Here is a 15,943-nt window from a genome sequence, read left to right as displayed (position 1 = left end):
CTGCCTCACGCTCACGCCGAACGGGTGCGGGGAGGGGTGGGGCGCCCCATGACCTGCACCGGGCGCGGCACCGTCGCGGCGCGCCCGCGCGGCACCGCCGTGGCGCCGCGCGCCCGCGCGGTACCGCCGTGGCGTCGTCGGCCCGTGCGGCGCCGTCACGGCCCGCCGCGCCCGCGCGGCGCAACCGCGTGCCGATGCCGGTGCGGGCGCGTGCCGATGCCGGTGCGGGCGCCGGTGCCGCACGCGGTCTCAGGGACGCCGCAGCTCGTGGCGCAGGGCGTCCAGGTCGCTGCCGCCCGCCATCTGCTCGGTCAGCTCCTCCAGGGTGATCTCGTCCCGCGTGCGGCTTCCCGCCATGGTCCCCCGCCGCAGCAGCACGAACCGGTCGCCCACCAGGTAGGCGTGGTGGGGGTTGTGGGTGATCAGGACGACCCCCAGGCCCTGGTCGCGGGCGGCGGCCACGTACTTCAGGACCACGCCGGACTGCTTGACGCCGAGGGCGGCCGTCGGCTCGTCGAGGATCAGGACCTTCGCGCCGAAGTACACCGCGCGGGCGATGGCGACGCACTGGCGTTCGCCGCCGGAGAGGGTGCCGATGGGCTGGTCCACGTCGCGCAGGTCGATGCCCATGCGCAGGAGTTCGGCGTGGGTGGTGCGGCGCATGAGGTCGACGTCCATGCGTGCGAAGGGGCCGGCTCCCTTGCGGAGTTCCGAGCCGAGGAAGAAGTTGCGCCAGACCGGCATCAGCGGGACGACGGCCAGGTCCTGGTGGACGGTGGCGATGCCGCGGTCCAGGGCCTCGCGCGGGGAGGACAGCCGGGTCTCCTCGCCGTCGAGGCGCAGGGTGCCGCCGTCGTGCCCGTGCAGACCGGCGATGATCTTGATGAGGGTGGACTTGCCCGCGCCGTTGTCGCCGAGGACGCAGGTGATGCGGCCGGCGTGGACCTCCAGGGAGATGCCTTCGAGGGCGCGGACGTTGCCGTACCGCTTGCTGACGTCGGACAGCTCGACGAGCGGCGTGGAGCTGTCGGCGGGTACCGGGGTCCGGGTCACTTGGTGGCCTCCGCGCGCTTGCGGACCCAGGCGTTGAGCAGGGTCGCGAGGAGCAGCATCGCTCCGAGGAAGAACTTGAACCAGTCGGGGTTCCACTCGGCGAAGACGATGCCCTTGCTCGTCATGCCGAAGATGAGCGCGCCGACCGCCGATCCGGCCGCGCTGCCGTAGCCGCCGGTGATCAGGCAGCCGCCGATGACGGCGGCGATGATGTAGATCAGCTCGTTGCCGACGCCCTCGCCGGACTGGACGACGTCGTACGAGAACAGCAGGTGCTGGCCGGAGATCCAGGCGCCGAGGGCGACGCCCATGTACAGGCCGATCTTGGTCTTCCCGACGGGCACGCCGACCGCGCGGGCGGCGTCCTGGTTGCCGCCGACGGCGAGGACCCAGTTGCCGGCGCGGGTGCGCAGCATGATCCAGGTGGCCACCGCGACCAGGGCGAACCACCACAGGATCGTGATCTTGAAGTCGACGCCGCCGACGGTCAGGGTGGACGCGAAGACGTCGTGGGCGCTCGGGAAGCCCTCCATGTCGGCGATGGTCTTCGTCGAGACGGTGCCGTCGATCAGCTTGGTGAAGCCGAGGTTCATGCCGGTCAGCATCAGGAAGGTGCCGAGCGTGATGATGAAGCTGGGCAGGCCGGTGCGGGTGAGCATGAAGCCGTTGAAGGCGCCGACGGCCAGGGTGACCAGCAGGGAGACGGCGACGCCGACCCAGACGTTCGCCGTCATCTGGTAGCTGAACATCGACGAGACCAGCGCCGAGGACGTGACCATCACGCCCGCCGAGAGGTCGAACTCGCCGCCGATCATCAGCAGCGCGACCGGGACGGCCATGATGCCGATGGTCGAGGACGCGTACAGGACCGTGCTGAGGCTGCTCGCGCGCAGGAAGCTGTCGGCGGCGAGGGCGAAGAAGGCGAACACCGCGAGCGCGCCGACGACCGAGCCCAGTTCGGGGCGGCCGAGGAGCTTGCGCAGCGGGGAGACCCGCAGCAGCCGTTCGTCCGGGGCGGCCGTGCTCATCGGGTGCCCCGCTCGGTGTACGCGGCCAGCTCGTCCGCCTGGTCCTTCGTGATGATCTGCGGTCCGGTCAGGACGGGGCGGCCGCCGCCGAGGACGTCGCCGTTGTACTTGTACAGCCACAGCAGGTCGACGGCCTGGTAGCCCTGGAGGTACGGCTGCTGGTCGACGGCGAAGCCGAGGGTGCCGTCCGCCAGGCCCGCGGCCACCTTGGCGTTGAGGTCGAAGGTGTCGATCTCGGCCTTGCTGCCGGCGCCCCGCCCGGCCTTGACGGCGGTGTCGGCGAACGGCGCGCCGAGGGTGACGACGGCGTCGGTCGAGGGGTCGGCCTGGAGCCTGGCCTCGATGGCCGACTGCACGTCGGGCATGTTGGTGCCGGTGACGTAGAGGTCGGTCACCTTGCCGGTGAAGGTCTTGGCGACGCCGTCGCAGCGCTGCTCGTGGCCGATGTTGCCCTGCTCGTGCAGGACGCAGATCGCCTTCTTCCTCCCGCGCCGGTTCAGCTCCTCGCCGACGGCCTCGCCGGCGATCGTCTCGTCCTGGCCGATGTGGGTGAGCGCGCCGAACGCCTTCGACTCCGCCGAGCCGGAGTTCACCGTGATCACGGGGATGCCGGCCGCGCGGGCGCGGGCCAGGGCGGCCTTCATCGCGTCGGGCTTGGCGAGGGTGACGATGATGCCGTCGACCTTCTTGTCGACCGCCGCGTCGACGAGCTGCGCCTGCTGCTGGGCCTCGTCGTCGTGGGAGTACAGGAAGTTGATGTTGTCCTTGACGGCGGCCTGCTTCGCGCCGCTCTGGACGATGTCCCAGAAGGTGTCGCCGTCACCCGAGTGGGTGATCATCGCGAAGGTCCAGCGCGGGGTGTCGACCGCCGCCCGGCCCTGCGCGGCCGCGGCCTTGCGGGCGTCTTCGGCACGCTTTCCCCCGGTACTGCTGCACCCCGCGAGGGAGACGCAGAGCACCCCCGCCAACGCGATCCCTGTCCAGGTCCCAAACCGTGCCACGAGGCCGTGCCCTTCTTGCCGTGTGCTGCCGTACGCGCGCCTTCGGCGTTCTCCCACCGGACGCAAACGCCCCAGTATCGAACACGGGGATCACGTGTCGCACGGCCGGGGACCGCGAGTCGTTCGCCTTGTCCGGACATTGCGACGAGGACGGCCTCGGAAGGGCCGCTCCGGAGCCCGCGGCGGTACGGGCGGGCCAGGGGCTGTCGTCGGACTCCCGGCGTCGCCCGGAGGGCGGCCCCGCGGCGTCCGAGGACAGTCCCTACGGCCGTACGAGGAGCTGGAACTCGAAGGAGTACCGGGCGGGACGGTAGATGTGGTCGCCGAACTCGACCGCGCGGCCCGTGTCGTCGAAGGTGGTGCGCCGCATGGTGAGCAGCGGGGCGCCCTCCGGCTCGCCGAGCCGCCCGGCCTCGGCGGCGGTGGCGGCGCGGGCGCCGATGGACTGGCGGGCGCTGTGCAGGGTGATCCCGGCCGCCCGCATCATCCGGTACAGGCCCGTGGTCTCCAGCTGGGCGGTGTCGAGGTCCAGCAGGCCGGAGGGGAGGTGGTTGGTCAGGTACGCCATCGGCTCCCCGTGCGCGAGCCGCAGCCGTTCCACGCGGTGCACCTCGCTGCCCTCCGTCACCGCGAGCGCGGCGGCGACCTCGGCGGACGCGGGGACGACGGTGTTGACCAGGACCGTCGTCGCGGGGCGCTGGCCGGCCGCCTCCAGGTCGTCGTAGAGGCTGCTCAGCTCCAGGGGCCGCTTGACCTGGCTGTGCACGACCTGGGTGCCGACGCCCCGGCGGCGGACCAGCAGGCCCTTGTCCACGAGGGACTGGATGGCCTGGCGGACGGTCGGGCGGGACAGGCCGAGCCGGGCGGCCAGCTCGATCTCGTTGCCCAGCAGGCTGCCCGGGGTGAGCTCTCCGTGCTCGATCGCCGCCTCCAGCTGCTGGGACAGCTGGAAGTACAGCGGCACCGGAGAGCTTCGGTCCACATGGAGTTCGAGCTGCACGGTCGGGTTCACCTCTGCTTTGGGCACGGACTCGAGCGTAGCTCCGTGGCCGGTTGACGGGAAGTCGTGTAGTCAGATTGTCCGGACAAAGACATTGACAGGTTCCGGTCTCCGACGTCACCTTGATTCCATGCGCATCGGGGTCATCGGGACGGGCCGCATCGGCACCATTCATGCGAACACGCTCAGCCGTCACCGCGAGGTCGGATCCCTCATCCTGACGGACACGGAACCCGCGCGGGCGGCGGAGCTGGCGCTGCGGCTGGGCGAGACGGCCGCGCCGGGGGTCGAGGAGATCTTCCGGTGGGGCGTGGACGCGGTGGTGATCACGACGGCGACCTCGGCCCACGCCGAACTGATCGGCCGGGCGGCGCGCTCCGGGCTGCCGGTGTTCTGCGAGAAGCCGATCGCCCTGGACCTGGCCGGCACCCTGGCGGCGATCGCCGAGGTGGAGGCCGCGGGGACGGTCCTCCAGATGGGGTTCCAGCGCCGCTTCGACGCCGGGTACACGGGCGCCCGCGAGGCGGTCCGCTCGGGCCGGCTCGGGCGGCTGCACACCGTGCGCGCGGTGACCTCCGACCAGTCGCCGCCGCCCGCCGCGTGGCTGCCGGTGTCCGGCGGGCTGTTCCGGGACGCGCTGATCCACGACTTCGACGTCCTGCGCTGGGTGACCGGGCGCGAGGTGACCGACGTGTACGCCGCCGGGTCGGACGCCGGGCCCGCGATGTTCCGCGCGGCGGGGGACGTCGACACCGCGGCCGCGGTCCTCACCCTCGACGACGGCACCCTCGCCACGGCCACGGCGACGCGGCTGAACGGTGCGGGGTACGACGTCCGGATGGAGCTGGCCGGGGAACTCGACCAGGTCGTGGTGGGACTCGACGACCGCACGCCGATCGCCTCCACCGAGCCGACCGGGCCGCCGGCGGCCGACAAGCCGTGGACCGGGTTCCTTGAGCGCTTCGGACCCGCGTACGAGGCGGAGCTGATCGCCTTCGTCGATGTCGTACGGGGCGGGCGGGCCAACCCCTGCGACGGCCGCGAGGCCCTGCGGGCCCTGCGGATCGCCGAGGCCTGCGAGGTCTCCCGCCGCGAGCGGCGGGCGGTGTCGCCGGCGGAGATCCCGGGGGCGCCGGAAGCGGCGGGAGTGTGAGCGGGGGCTCCCGGTGGCGCCGCGCCCCGGCGGTGCGTGCGGTCCGGCGGCACTCGCGGCACGTGCGGGGCGGGACGGCCCTCACGGGTCCGCCCCGTTCCAGCGGCGCACTGGCAGGCCACGCGGTGTGAGCCCCCGGCGGGGTTCCGTCGGGAGACCGACAGGAGACCGGTGGGATCCCGCCGACGGGCCCGGCGGGGGCTCGTCCCCTCCGCCCCTTCTCGTCCGGATCCGGGGGCCGTCGCCCCCGGATTCGGACCGGAGGGCCGTCCGCTCAGCCGCCCAGTTCCTGGTGCCTGGTCCGCAGGGCCGCCGCGCCGTCCTCCGTCAGGGAGCCGATGAGGCGCAGGCGCGAGATGCCCCCGTCCGGGTAGATGTCCACGCGCGCGTGGGTGCCCACCACCGGGGCGGGGAGCACGAAGCGGTGGTTCGTGTCCGGCTGGAGGCGGGTGCGCGGGAGGACCTCCCGCCAGTCGCCGCTCCCGGCGCTCCCGGCGCTCCCGGCGCTCCCGGCGCTCCCGGCGTTCTCGGCGCTCCCGCCGTCCCGTACGGACACCGCCGCCCAGCCGGCGCTGTTGCCCTTGAGGTACGCCGTGTCGATCTCCAGTGCCCGGATCTCCGCCCGCGCCGCCAGCCGGTACCGGATCCAGTCGTTGCCCCGGTCCCGGCGCCGCCGCGTCTCCCAGCCCTCGTCCATCTTGCGCGAGCGTCCCGGCCGGATGGTGTTGGCGGCCGGTGAGTAGAAGAGGTCGGAGGCGTCCTCGGCCCGCCCGCCGTTCTCGAGGGCGACGACGTCGAAGGTGCCGAGGGCGGCGAGCCACGCGGGGTCCGGGACGACCTCGCCGTACACGCGGAGGCGGGCGATGCCCCCGTCGGGGTGCTGGTTGACCCGCAGGTGCGTGAAGCGCCGTTCGGCCGACACCGCGAAGCCGTTCGCCGCGTGGCCGCCGACGGGGGTGCGCGGGACGAGCGTCGTCCACTCGACGTCGTTCCCCAGGAGTTCGCCGGGCGACGGCGAGCCCGGCACCGAGGCGCCCTCGACCGACACGGCCTGCGGGTGGTTGCCGCGGAAGTGGGCCGTGTCGACGACGATCCCGCGGATCACGCCGGGCGCGCCGAGCCGGACCAGCGCCCAGTCGTGGTCGTCGGCGTCCGGCCACGGGTGCTCGGCGGAGCCGCCGCGGCGCCGGCGGGTCTCCCAGCCGTCCATGACCTTGCCCTTGTGCCCGAAGCGCTCGGGGTCGAACACGGCGGGGCCGGGCAGCAGCAGGTTCTCCCGCTGGGCGAAGAACTCGTCGTTGGCGGCGACGACGGCCCCGCCGAGCCGCCGGTCGGCGAGGTCGGTGTACCGGGCGAAGGGGAAGTCGGCGGTGCGGTGGTCCGCGTAGGGGTCGCCGCCGCCGTAGGGGCGCGCGTCGCCGGTGAAGCGGGGGATCGCCGTCACGGTGATCAGGGGTTCCTTTCGGGGCCGGCCGCGTGCGGGCGGGTGCGGGGAAGGAAGGGGGAGGGGGTTCGTCAGTGGCCGCGGGTGAGGAGGCGGCCCTTCGGTTCGGTGAACCCGCCGTCGGCGAAGACGCGTTCGCCGCGCAGCCAGGTGGACTTCACGACACCGTGCAGGGTCCTGCCGGCGTAGGCGGTGACGGGGTTGCGGTGCTGGAGGGCCGCCGGGTCCACGGTGAACGTCTCGTCGGGCGCGAGGACCGCGAAGTCGGCGTCCCGGCCCGCCTCGATGGCGCCCTTGCGGTCGAGGCCGGCCAGTGCCGCCGTGCGCGTCGACATCCAGCGGACCACGTCCTCCAGGCCGTGGCCGCGCCGCCGGGCCTCCGTCCAGACGGCGGCGAGGCTGAGCTGCAGGCCGGAGATGCCGCCCCAGGCGGTGGCGAAGTCGCCGGTCTTGAGGTCGGCGGTGGACGGGGAGTGGTCGGTGACCACGCAGTCGATGGTGCCGTCGGCCAGCGCCTGCCACAGGAGGTCCTGGTTGGCGGCCTCGCGGATGGGCGGGCAGCACTTGAACTCGCTGGCCCCGTCGGGCACCTCCTCGGCGGTGAGGGTGAGGTAGTGCGGGCAGGTCTCGACCGTGACGCGCACGCCCCCGGCCTTCGCGGCGGCGATCAGCGGCAGCGCGTCGCCGGAGGACAGGTGCAGGACGTGCACGCGCGCGCCGAGGCGTTCCGCCTGTGCGACGAGGCTCGCGACGGCGGCGTCCTCGGCGGCGCGCGGACGGCCGGCGAGGAAGTCGGCGTACCGGGGTCCGCCCCGCCGGGGGGCGGCGTCGAGGTGGTGGGGGTCCTCGGCGTGCACGATCAGCAGGCCGTCGAACCCGGCGATCTCGGCCAGCGAGCGGGCCAGCCGGTCCTGGTCGAGGTGGGGGAACTCGTCCACGCCGGACGGCGAGAGGAAGGCCTTGAAGCCGAAGACCCCGGCGTCGTGCAGCGGGCGCAGGTCCTCGAGGTTGCCGGGCAGGGCGCCGCCCCAGAAGCCGACGTCGACGTGCGCCTTGTCCGCGGCCACCCGCCGCTTGGTGCGGAGGTGTCCGACCGTGGTGGTCGGCGGGAGGGAGTTGAGGGGCATGTCGACGAGGGTGGTGATGCCGCCGGCCGCCGCCGCGCGCGTGGCGGTCCAGAAGCCCTCCCACGCGGTGCGGCCCGGGTCGTTGACGTGGACGTGCGTGTCGACGAGGCCGGGCAGCAGGACGTCGTCGCCGAGGTCCTCCAGGCGGGCGCCGGACGGTACGGCGGCGTCGTACGGGAGTACGGCCGTGATCGTGCCGGCGGACACCGCGACCGAGGCGGCACGGGCCCCCTCCGCGGTGATGACGCGCGTCGAGCGCAGTACCAGTTCGGCGTCGGACACCCGGGCCCCTCTCTTCTCGGCGCTCTGCCGCCGTTCGTCTCCGGGGGCGGAAGGAGGCCGGGGACGCGCTCGGGGCGCGCTCCCGCGCAACCTCCTCGTAACAGAATTCAACGTTCTGTTGAAGGAGTCTTCACTCCGGGCCGTCGCGCCGTCAAGGGCCCACCCTCTCCCGCCCCTCCCCCCGGCGCGGCCACCGCCGCCGCTCCGGCTTTTCCACAGGGCGAAACCGATGTTCCGACCGTCAGAACACCGTCCCGCACCAGCGGGGAGTCGACCGGCCGCCGGGTAGGCTTCAGCCCCTCCCGCCGGTTTCGAAAGGAACGCGCCGTGCCGACGTCCAGCGCCAGCACCACCGAGTCCGCCAAGTCGAGGAGCGGCGGGGTCCAGTCCCTCGAGCGCGCCTTCGACCTGCTGGAGCGGATGGCGGACGCGGGCGGGGAGGTCGGCCTCAGTGAACTGTCCGCGAGCAGCGGGCTCCCGCTGCCGACGATCCACCGGCTGATGCGCACCCTGGTCGCCTGCGGATACGTACGCCAGCAGCCGAACCGCCGCTACGCGCTCGGCCCGCGGCTGATCCGCCTCGGCGAGTCCTCCGCCCGGCTGCTCGGCACCTGGGCCCGCCCCCACCTGGCCCGCCTGGTCGAGGAGACCGGGGAGACGGCCAACATGGCGCTGCTGGACGGCGACGAGATCGTGTACGTGGCGCAGGTGCCGTCGAAGCACTCGATGCGGATGTTCACCGAGGTCGGCCGGCGCGTCCTGCCGCACTCCACGGGCGTGGGAAAGGCCCTGCTCGCGGGTTTCCCGGACGCCGAGGTGCGCGCGCTGCTCGCCCGTACCGGCATGCCGGCCGCGACGGACCGGACGATCACCACTCCGGAGGCCTTCCTGGCGGCGCTGGAGGAGGTCCGCGGCACCGGTTACGCGGTGGACGACAACGAGCAGGAGATCGGCGTGCGCTGCCTCGCGGTCCCGGTGCCCGGCTCCCCCACCGCGGCGGCCATCTCGATCTCCGGCCCGGCGGGCCGCGTCACCGAGTCCGCCACCGGGAGGATCGTGCCGGTGCTCCAGCAGGTGGCCCGGGACCTGTCCGAGGCACTGTCGAAGCCGGGCGGCACGCCGGCCTGAGGTGCCGGGCGGCACGCCGGCCTGAGCTCCCGGGCGACACCGCGGCCGGCGGGTCCTCACCTGCGCCGCGAGTCCCCGAACAGCTCCACCGCGCCCCGTACGTCCGACAGCCCCCGCGCCAGCGCGCTCACCGAGCCGATCGCGCCCGCGATCAACAGCAGGGAGCGGCGCAGCCGCGGGATCTCCGGGGTGCCGTGGGCCGCCATCGCGGCGAGTGCGGCGAGTTCCTCCTCGGCGATGCCCCGGTCCGGGAACTCGGCCGGGTGCGCGGCGAGTTCGCGGCGCAGCCGGGACACCGCGGCCCGCAGTTCCGCCACCCTCGGATCCTCGTCGCTGTCGGCCACCGGCCTCTGCCCCAAGCTCCGCACCACGGCTCCCCCCTGCGCACGCGTCCATGCGTCCGTGCGTCCGTGCGTCCGCGCGTCCGTACATAGCGTCCTCGTGACGGTGGTCAGGCGTGCCGAGGACGCGGGCCAGTAAACGCCACGCGGCGCCCGCTCCGCCACACCGGGGGCCGAAATTCAGCCCTACGACACCGTGCGGCCGTCGCCCCGTCGGGTATGCAGGACCCATGACGCACACGGAAGCCCCGGTCGCCGGGGTGATCCTCGCCGCGGGCGGGGGGCGGCGCCTCGGCGGACGCCCGAAGGCCCTGTTGACGCACCGAGGGCGCCCGCTCGTCGAACACGCGGTGGAGTCGCTGCGCGCGGCCGGGTGCACGCGCGTGCACGTGGTCCTGGGGGCCGACGCCGACGCCGTACGGGAGCGGGCGCGGCTCGGCGGGTGCGTGGTGGTGGTGAACCCGGACTGGGAGCGGGGCATGGGCGGTTCGCTGCGGGCGGGCCTGGACTCGCTGGCCGGGACGGGGGCGCGGGCCGCGCTGGTCTGCCTGGTCGACCAGCCGGGCATCGGGGAGCGGGCCCCGGCGCGGGTGCTCGCCTCCTACGAGGACGAGACGTCGCTGGTGTCCGCCGCCTACGACGGGAGGCGGGGGCATCCCGTACTGCTGGGCGCCGCCCACTGGGCCGGCGTCGCGGCGACCGCGACCGGCGACCGGGGGGCGCGCGCCTACCTGACGGCCCACGAGGAGGAGATCCGGCTGGTGGAGTGCGGGGACGTGGCACGGCCCTACGACATCGACACCGTCGACGACCTGGTCCACCTCGAGTGAACGGACGGCGCGCGGGGGGACAGGGAGTGGCGCGCGGGTCGGTGTCCGGCGGGGAGAGCGGCACCGAGCACCACCTCTCCTCACCCTGAAGGGCCTCGACATCGACAAACCGTTGAACTTCCACGATGAGGAAATTAATATCCGCGAAGCGGGGGCGTTCGGTCGTTCCCCGGGCGTTCCCCCGCCGTACCCGAGCCCCCTGGCCCCCTGGCTTCCTGGCCCCCGGTGCCAGGCTCGCTGAAGGAAGTGACCGCTCATGTCCGCACCCGTGCCGTCCCCGGCGGCCGTCGTCGACGCCGGACCCCTGCCCCGGCAGGAGGAGGTCCTCACCGACGCGGCCCTGTCCTTCGTGGCCGAGCTGCACCGCCGGTTCACGCCGCGCCGCGACGAGCTCCTCGCCCGCCGTGCGGAGCGCCGCGCCGAGATCGCCCGCACCCACACGCTCGACTTCCTCCCGGAGACCGCCGCGATCCGCGCCGACGCCTCCTGGAAAGTGGCCCCCGCGCCCGCCGCGCTGGAGGACCGCCGCGTCGAGATCACCGGACCCGCCGACCGCAGGATGACCGTCAACGCCCTCAACTCGGGCGCCAGGGTCTGGCTCGCGGACTTCGAGGACGCCTCCGCGCCCACCTGGGAGAACGTCGTCGGCGGCCAGCTCAACCTGATCGACGCGTACCGCGGGAACATCGACTTCACGGACCCGGTGTCCGGCAAGGCGTACGCCCTGCGCCCCGAGGAGGAGCTGGCGACCGTCGTCATGCGGCCGCGCGGCTGGCACCTCGACGAGCGGCACCTGCGGGTCGACGGCCGGGCGGTCCCCGGCGCCCTCGTCGACTTCGGCCTGTACTTCTTCCACAACGCCCGGCGGCTGCTCGACCTCGGCAGGGGACCGTACTTCTACCTCCCGAAGACCGAGTCGCACCTCGAGGCCCGCCTGTGGAACGACGTGTTCGTGTTCGCGCAGGACCACCTCGGCATCCCGCGGGGCACCGTGCGCGCGACCGTCCTCATCGAGACGATCACCGCCGCGTACGAGATGGAGGAGATCCTCTACGAACTCCGCGACCACGCCTCGGGTTTGAACGCGGGCCGCTGGGACTACCTGTTCTCCCTCGTGAAGAACTTCCGGGACGGCGGCGCCCGGTTCGTGCTGCCGGACCGCAACGCCGTCACGATGACCGCCCCGTTCATGCGGGCCTACACCGAACTCCTCGTGCGCACCTGCCACAAGCGCGGGGCCCACGCCATCGGCGGGATGGCGGCCTTCATCCCCTCGCGCCGGGACCCTGAGGTCAACAGGGTCGCCTTCGAGAAGGTCCGCGCCGACAAGGACCGCGAGGCGGACGACGGTTTCGACGGTTCGTGGGTCGCCCACCCCGACCTGGTGCCGATCGCCATGGCGTCCTTCGACCGGGTGCTCGGCGAGCGGCCCCACCAGAAGGACCGGCTGCGCGAGGACGTGGACGTGAAGGCGGCCGACCTGATCGCCGTCGACTCGCTGGAGGCGCGCCCGACGTACGCCGGTCTCGTCAACGCCGTGCAGGTCGGCATCCGTTACATCGAGGCGTGGCTGCGCGGGGTGGGCGCGGTCGCCATCTTCCACCTGATGGAGGACGCGGCGACGGCCGAGATCTCCCGTTCGCAGATCTGGCAGTGGATCGACGCGGGCGTCGAGGTCGAGCGCGACGGCACGACGGTACGGGTGACGCCGGAGCTGACCCGCGAGGTGGCCGCCGCCGAACTGGCCGCGATCCGCGCCGGGACCGGCGAGGAGGCCTTCGCGGCCGGCCGCTGGCAGCAGGCCCACGACCTGCTGCTGACCGTCGCCCTCGACGAGGACTACGCCGACTTCCTCACCCTGCCGGCCTACGAACGGCTCGAGGGCTGACGCCGCCGCGGGCCGCTCTCCCCGGACCGCGTGTCCGTCATCCGAGGTGCACCGACCAGTCCTGTTCCGCGGCCGGCCTGCCGTGCAGGTCGGGGACCCGCTTGAGCCAGTCCGGCCGCCCCTGCCGGGTCCTCGCCGCCCGTCGGGCCTCCTCGGCGGCGAGTTCGTCCCCGGTGGGGAAGTCCGTGGGCAGCCAGGCCGCGGAGGCCCGCACGCGCGCGTGGAGGTGGTCCACGTACGCCGCCCTGGCCTCGTCCGGGGTGGCGAAGGCGGGCTCGTCCAGGAGCCAGGCGTCCGGGACCTCGGCCACGATCCGCCGCAGGAGTTCCCCGGTGACCCTGGGCGCCAGTTCGGCGTCGGCGGCCCGGACGTCGGGCGCGTAGCGGCCGAGGGCGTGGTGGCGGAAGTCGTACCTCCTCGCCGGGTCGGATCCGTCCCAGCGGTGGTGGAAGACGAGGGCGGCCCCGTGGTCGATCAGCCACAGGCGCGGCGGCACGGTGCCGGACGTCGGCCACACCATCAGGTTGGAGCTGTGCACGGTCCGGTCGACGTTGACCGTGAGGGCGTCGAGCCAGACGATCCGGCCGGCCTCCAGGGGGTCCACGGGGAACGCCTCGGCGACGTCGGGGGTGAAGTCCCGCGCGCCCGGCAAATGGTCCATGCCGAGGTTGACGCCGTGGCTGGCGGCGTGCAGGTCGCGCACCTCCTGGTGGGGCTCGTCGCCGGCGATCGCCGGGTCGAAGTGGACCAGGACCAGTTCGGGGAAGCGCAGCCCGAGCGCCCGCGCCAGCTCGCCCACGACCACCTCGGCGACCAGCGCCTTGCGGCCCTGCGCGGAGCCGGTGAACTTCACGACGTACGTCCCCAGGTCGTCGGCCTCGACCACGGCGGGGACGGAGCCGCCGGAGCGGAGGGGCGTGACGTAGCGGGTCGCGGTGACCTCTCTCAGCATGTTCGCGGGCCTCCTCGCGCGTCCACCTCAGATTCCACGGCCACCCCCGAGGCGCTGCGGTTCGGGGGAACACCCGCGCTCACCCCTGGGGGGAATCCGGGGAGTTTCGACCGGCACGCTCGTCCCCCTTCCCCGGCGGCAGCCCGTCGGGGGCGGTGCGGCCCCCGCTTCCCTTCCGGTCCCCGGCATGAAGTGAGCATAGTGACCAAGTGTGACACCCGGCGGGGAACACCCGAGCCGTCGTACCGGCGGCACCGCGGACTCCCCGCCGCCGGCCGCGACCGGCGGCCGGCGTCGACACGACTCCACCGGACTCAGGAAGCCCCGGAGCCTCCACCGGTCCCGGAGCGGTTCACTCCCCGCCGTCGCGCGGGCCGGGACCGGTGTCCGGGAGGGCGGTGAGCGCGGCCACCTCGCCGTGGCACAGCACCACGACGGTCGTCCGGCTCGGACCACACCGCTCCGGCGCGCGGACAGGGAGCTGGGTAGTGTCCCCCTTCGCATGATCGTCCGATCGCGCTTTTCCGCCCTGGGGGTCTCTCGCATGTCCGCACCGGAATTCCCGCTGAGCCGCAGAGCCGCGCTCACCGTCCTCGCCGGAGCGGCGGCGGGCAGCGCCCTGCCGCTCGCCGCGGCGCCGCCGGCGACCGCCGCCGCCCCGGCAGCCCCTCCGGCGTCCCTTCCGACGGTGACGGCGGCCTCGGCCGGGACCGTCGCGCAGGCGCCCGGCTTCCGGGCCCCGGTGCTGATCGACCCGAGCGATCCCTGGCACTACGCCCCGCACCCGGCCGGGGCGCTGACCACCCGTGCCGTCGCCGGCGGCCTGGAGGTCTCGGACGGCAAGGGCGTGCTGGCGACGCTGACCACGGGGGCACGGACGGTGACGCTGCGCGGGGCGCGGCGCTGGTTCACCGAGCAGAAGAAGGCGGTCCGCGACGCCTTCGACCGGACCCCGCCCACCGGCGGCTGGGGCATGTCGCCCGGCGGCGGGACGTGGTCCCACCACAACGGAGCCGACACGGACTACTTCGTCGAGGGCGGCCGGGCCGCCATCACGCTCGCCGCCGGCAGGAGCCGCTACTCCCTGCTGCCCGACCGCGGGATCGGCGACGTCAGCGCCGCCGCCCGGTTCTCCTTCGACAGGCTGCCCGTCGGGGCGCCCGTCTCCCTCGGCCTCGTCTTCGCCGCCCAGGACGTGAACAACCACTACCGGGCCCGGCTGATCGTCACCCCCGCCGGAGAGGTCCAGCTCGTCCTCGAGAAGGAACTCGCCGACGCGTCGACCGTCCTGAGCGAGGCCGTGACGGTCGGCACCGGCTTCAAGGCGTTCGACCACTGGTGGGTCCGGGTCGAGAAGACCGGTGACGTCCTGCGCGCCCGTGCCTGGCGGCACGTCACGTCGGACGTGGCCGACGAGCCGGCGGACGTGTGGCACCACAGCGTGCGCGACCCGGAGAAGGCCCCGGACGCCGTCTTCCGCTCGGGCACCGTCGGGGTCCGCGGCCTCGCCTCCACCGGTGCCACGGTTCTCCCGCAGGCGAGGGTCTACGACTTCAGGATCGACACGGCGACCTGGACCGATCCGCCCGTCGTCACCCACGACACGTGGGTCCGGATCCTCCCGGAGCCCTTCGACGGCACGTGGACGGCCGCACTGGAGCAGCGGATCCGCACGTGGGCGGGCGACACCTCGCCCGACGCGCTCACGTACTCCTCGATGTACCGGCCGTTCGCGCCGGCCGTCACCGACCCCGCGCGCCAGAACGCGGCCGTGCTCGGCGAGTCCGGGTACAGCCCGCTGCTGGCCTCCGGGCTGCGCGAGGTGGGCGCCGACTTCCACGAGTACATGGGGCTCGCCTGGACCTTCCCCAGCGGCGAGAGCACCGGGACCCCGGACCCGAAGTGGCGCGGGAACCTCGACTGCTCGGGCTTCGTCCGGATGGTCTACGGCTACCACCTGGGCGTCCCCCTGGGCCTCGCGGAGGACCCCGACGGCCGGTACCTGCCGCGCAGGTCGCAGTGGCAGGCCGCCTCCAGCCCCGGCGTCGTCGCCGCCCGGGCCACCGACGCGCCGCCCCCGCTCGACGCGTTGCGGATCGGCGACCTGCTCTTCTGGAACGACCCCGACGACGGCGCCGTCTCCCACACCGGCATCCACCTGGGCGTCGACCAGCACGGCAGGCGCCGCTTCGTCTCCAGCCGCAAGACACCGGACGGGCCGACCATGGCCGACGTCGGCGGGAAGTCGATCGTCGACGGCACGCCGGGCGACCTCTACACGGACACGCTGCGGGTGATCCGACGCCTGTGATCCGCGCAGCCGGCGGGGTGCTCGGCCTTCTCGCTGCGGCCGGGTGGGCCGGGTGGCCCTGGTCGATGGGGCCGGGCGGCCCATGCCCCGGAGGTCGCAAGCCCCAGGCCTTCTTCTCCAGGTAAGCCTAGCCTCACCTTGTCGGTGATCGGCTGCCGGGCGGACGTGCCCGGCGTGACGGGGTGGAGACGCACATGAGGCGCACGGGCGGAGTGTTCGACGAAGCGGACGGTCCGGGGGTCTCCGTCGCCGACGCCCTGCCGCGCTCACTGGCGGACCTGCCGCCCGGCGCCCGCGCCTCGGTGACCGAGGTCGTGGGGGCGGGGGGGGGGGGCGGGGGGGGGGGCGGGGGGCGCCGCGGGGGCCGGCGCCCGCCCACCCCCCCCGCACCCCGGGGGTGGGCGT

The 15,943-nt window shown here is 74.0% G+C and carries 13 protein-coding genes; 5 read left to right on the top strand and 8 right to left on the bottom strand.

The window, feature by feature from the left end:
* Positions 1 to 249: 249 nt before the first annotated feature.
* The 4 genes from ACF09K_RS21870 to ACF09K_RS21855 all read right to left on the bottom strand — a co-directional run bounded on the left by ACF09K_RS21870 (position 250) and on the right by ACF09K_RS21855 (position 4,082).
* Complete coding sequence (locus ACF09K_RS21870) at positions 250 to 1,053, bottom strand: ATP-binding cassette domain-containing protein (protein WP_392245848.1); 804 nt, start codon at positions 1,051 to 1,053, stop codon at positions 250 to 252.
* The gene (locus tag ACF09K_RS21865; RefSeq protein ID WP_392245847.1) at positions 1,050 to 2,081 is read right to left on the bottom strand and encodes an ABC transporter permease; all 1,032 of its coding nucleotides are present in this window, start codon (positions 2,079 to 2,081) and stop codon (positions 1,050 to 1,052) included. The genes ACF09K_RS21870 and ACF09K_RS21865 overlap by 4 nt, the downstream gene beginning before the upstream one ends.
* The gene (locus ACF09K_RS21860; protein ID WP_392245845.1) at positions 2,078 to 3,082 is read right to left on the bottom strand and encodes a sugar ABC transporter substrate-binding protein; all 1,005 of its coding nucleotides are present in this window, start codon (positions 3,080 to 3,082) and stop codon (positions 2,078 to 2,080) included. The genes ACF09K_RS21865 and ACF09K_RS21860 overlap by 4 nt, the downstream gene beginning before the upstream one ends.
* A 262-nt stretch (positions 3,083 to 3,344) precedes the next feature.
* Positions 3,345 to 4,082 carry a GntR family transcriptional regulator gene (locus ACF09K_RS21855; protein WP_392246015.1) on the bottom strand — a complete coding sequence of 246 codons (738 nt, stop codon included), beginning with the start codon at positions 4,080 to 4,082 and terminating at the stop codon, positions 3,345 to 3,347.
* Between the two features lie 130 nt (positions 4,083 to 4,212).
* Between ACF09K_RS21855 and ACF09K_RS21850 the strand changes: the two genes are divergently transcribed.
* Positions 4,213 to 5,235: a Gfo/Idh/MocA family oxidoreductase gene (locus ACF09K_RS21850; protein ID WP_392245844.1), complete on the top strand. Its 1,023-nt coding sequence runs from the start codon at positions 4,213 to 4,215 to the stop codon at positions 5,233 to 5,235.
* Between the two features lie 274 nt (positions 5,236 to 5,509).
* Here ACF09K_RS21850 and alc read toward each other — a convergent pair whose 3' ends face one another.
* Entirely contained in the window at positions 5,510 to 6,679 is a 1,170-nt protein-coding gene (gene alc, locus ACF09K_RS21845; protein ID WP_392245842.1) for an allantoicase, read from the bottom strand.
* Positions 6,680 to 6,750: 71 nt separating this feature from the next.
* Positions 6,751 to 8,088 carry an allantoinase AllB gene (gene allB / locus ACF09K_RS21840; RefSeq protein ID WP_392245840.1) on the bottom strand — a complete coding sequence of 446 codons (1,338 nt, stop codon included), beginning with the start codon at positions 8,086 to 8,088 and terminating at the stop codon, positions 6,751 to 6,753.
* Positions 8,089 to 8,415: 327 nt separating this feature from the next.
* Here allB and ACF09K_RS21835 point away from each other — a divergent pair, with 327 nt between their 5' ends.
* On the top strand, positions 8,416 to 9,216 hold the full coding sequence (locus ACF09K_RS21835) for an IclR family transcriptional regulator (protein ID WP_392245838.1): 801 nt from the start codon (positions 8,416 to 8,418) through the stop codon (positions 9,214 to 9,216).
* A gap of 56 nt (positions 9,217 to 9,272) precedes the next feature.
* On the opposite strand, the gene ACF09K_RS21830 is transcribed toward ACF09K_RS21835, so the two are convergent.
* Positions 9,273 to 9,560, bottom strand: a complete 288-nt coding sequence (locus ACF09K_RS21830) for a DUF5955 family protein (protein ID WP_392246013.1) — start codon at positions 9,558 to 9,560, stop codon at positions 9,273 to 9,275.
* 227 nt (positions 9,561 to 9,787) lie between these two features.
* Here ACF09K_RS21830 and ACF09K_RS21825 point away from each other — a divergent pair, with 227 nt between their 5' ends.
* A complete protein-coding gene (locus ACF09K_RS21825; protein WP_392245837.1) occupies positions 9,788 to 10,387 on the top strand; it encodes an NTP transferase domain-containing protein in 600 nt (199 codons plus the stop codon).
* Positions 10,388 to 10,643: 256 nt separating this feature from the next.
* Positions 10,644 to 12,275 (top strand): malate synthase A, encoded by a 1,632-nt coding sequence (aceB, locus tag ACF09K_RS21820; RefSeq protein ID WP_392245835.1) that lies wholly within the window; start codon positions 10,644 to 10,646, stop codon positions 12,273 to 12,275.
* A 37-nt stretch (positions 12,276 to 12,312) separates the two neighbouring features.
* Here aceB and ACF09K_RS21815 read toward each other — a convergent pair whose 3' ends face one another.
* The gene (locus tag ACF09K_RS21815; protein WP_392245834.1) at positions 12,313 to 13,227 is read right to left on the bottom strand and encodes a HipA family kinase; all 915 of its coding nucleotides are present in this window, start codon (positions 13,225 to 13,227) and stop codon (positions 12,313 to 12,315) included.
* Positions 13,228 to 13,771: 544 nt separating this feature from the next.
* Between ACF09K_RS21815 and ACF09K_RS21810 the strand changes: the two genes are divergently transcribed.
* Positions 13,772 to 15,538, top strand: coding sequence for an NlpC/P60 family protein (locus ACF09K_RS21810; RefSeq protein WP_392245832.1), 1,767 nt, complete (start codon positions 13,772 to 13,774; stop codon positions 15,536 to 15,538).
* Positions 15,539 to 15,943: the final 405 nt, after the last annotated feature.

Origin of the sequence: Streptomyces sp. NPDC014882 (genome assembly GCF_043081325.1) — a bacterium.
Classification (GTDB): Bacteria; Actinomycetota; Actinomycetes; order Streptomycetales; family Streptomycetaceae; genus Streptomyces.
The sequence above is the reverse complement of the archived record's forward strand: the minus strand, read 5'-3'. Positions and strand labels throughout refer to the sequence as shown.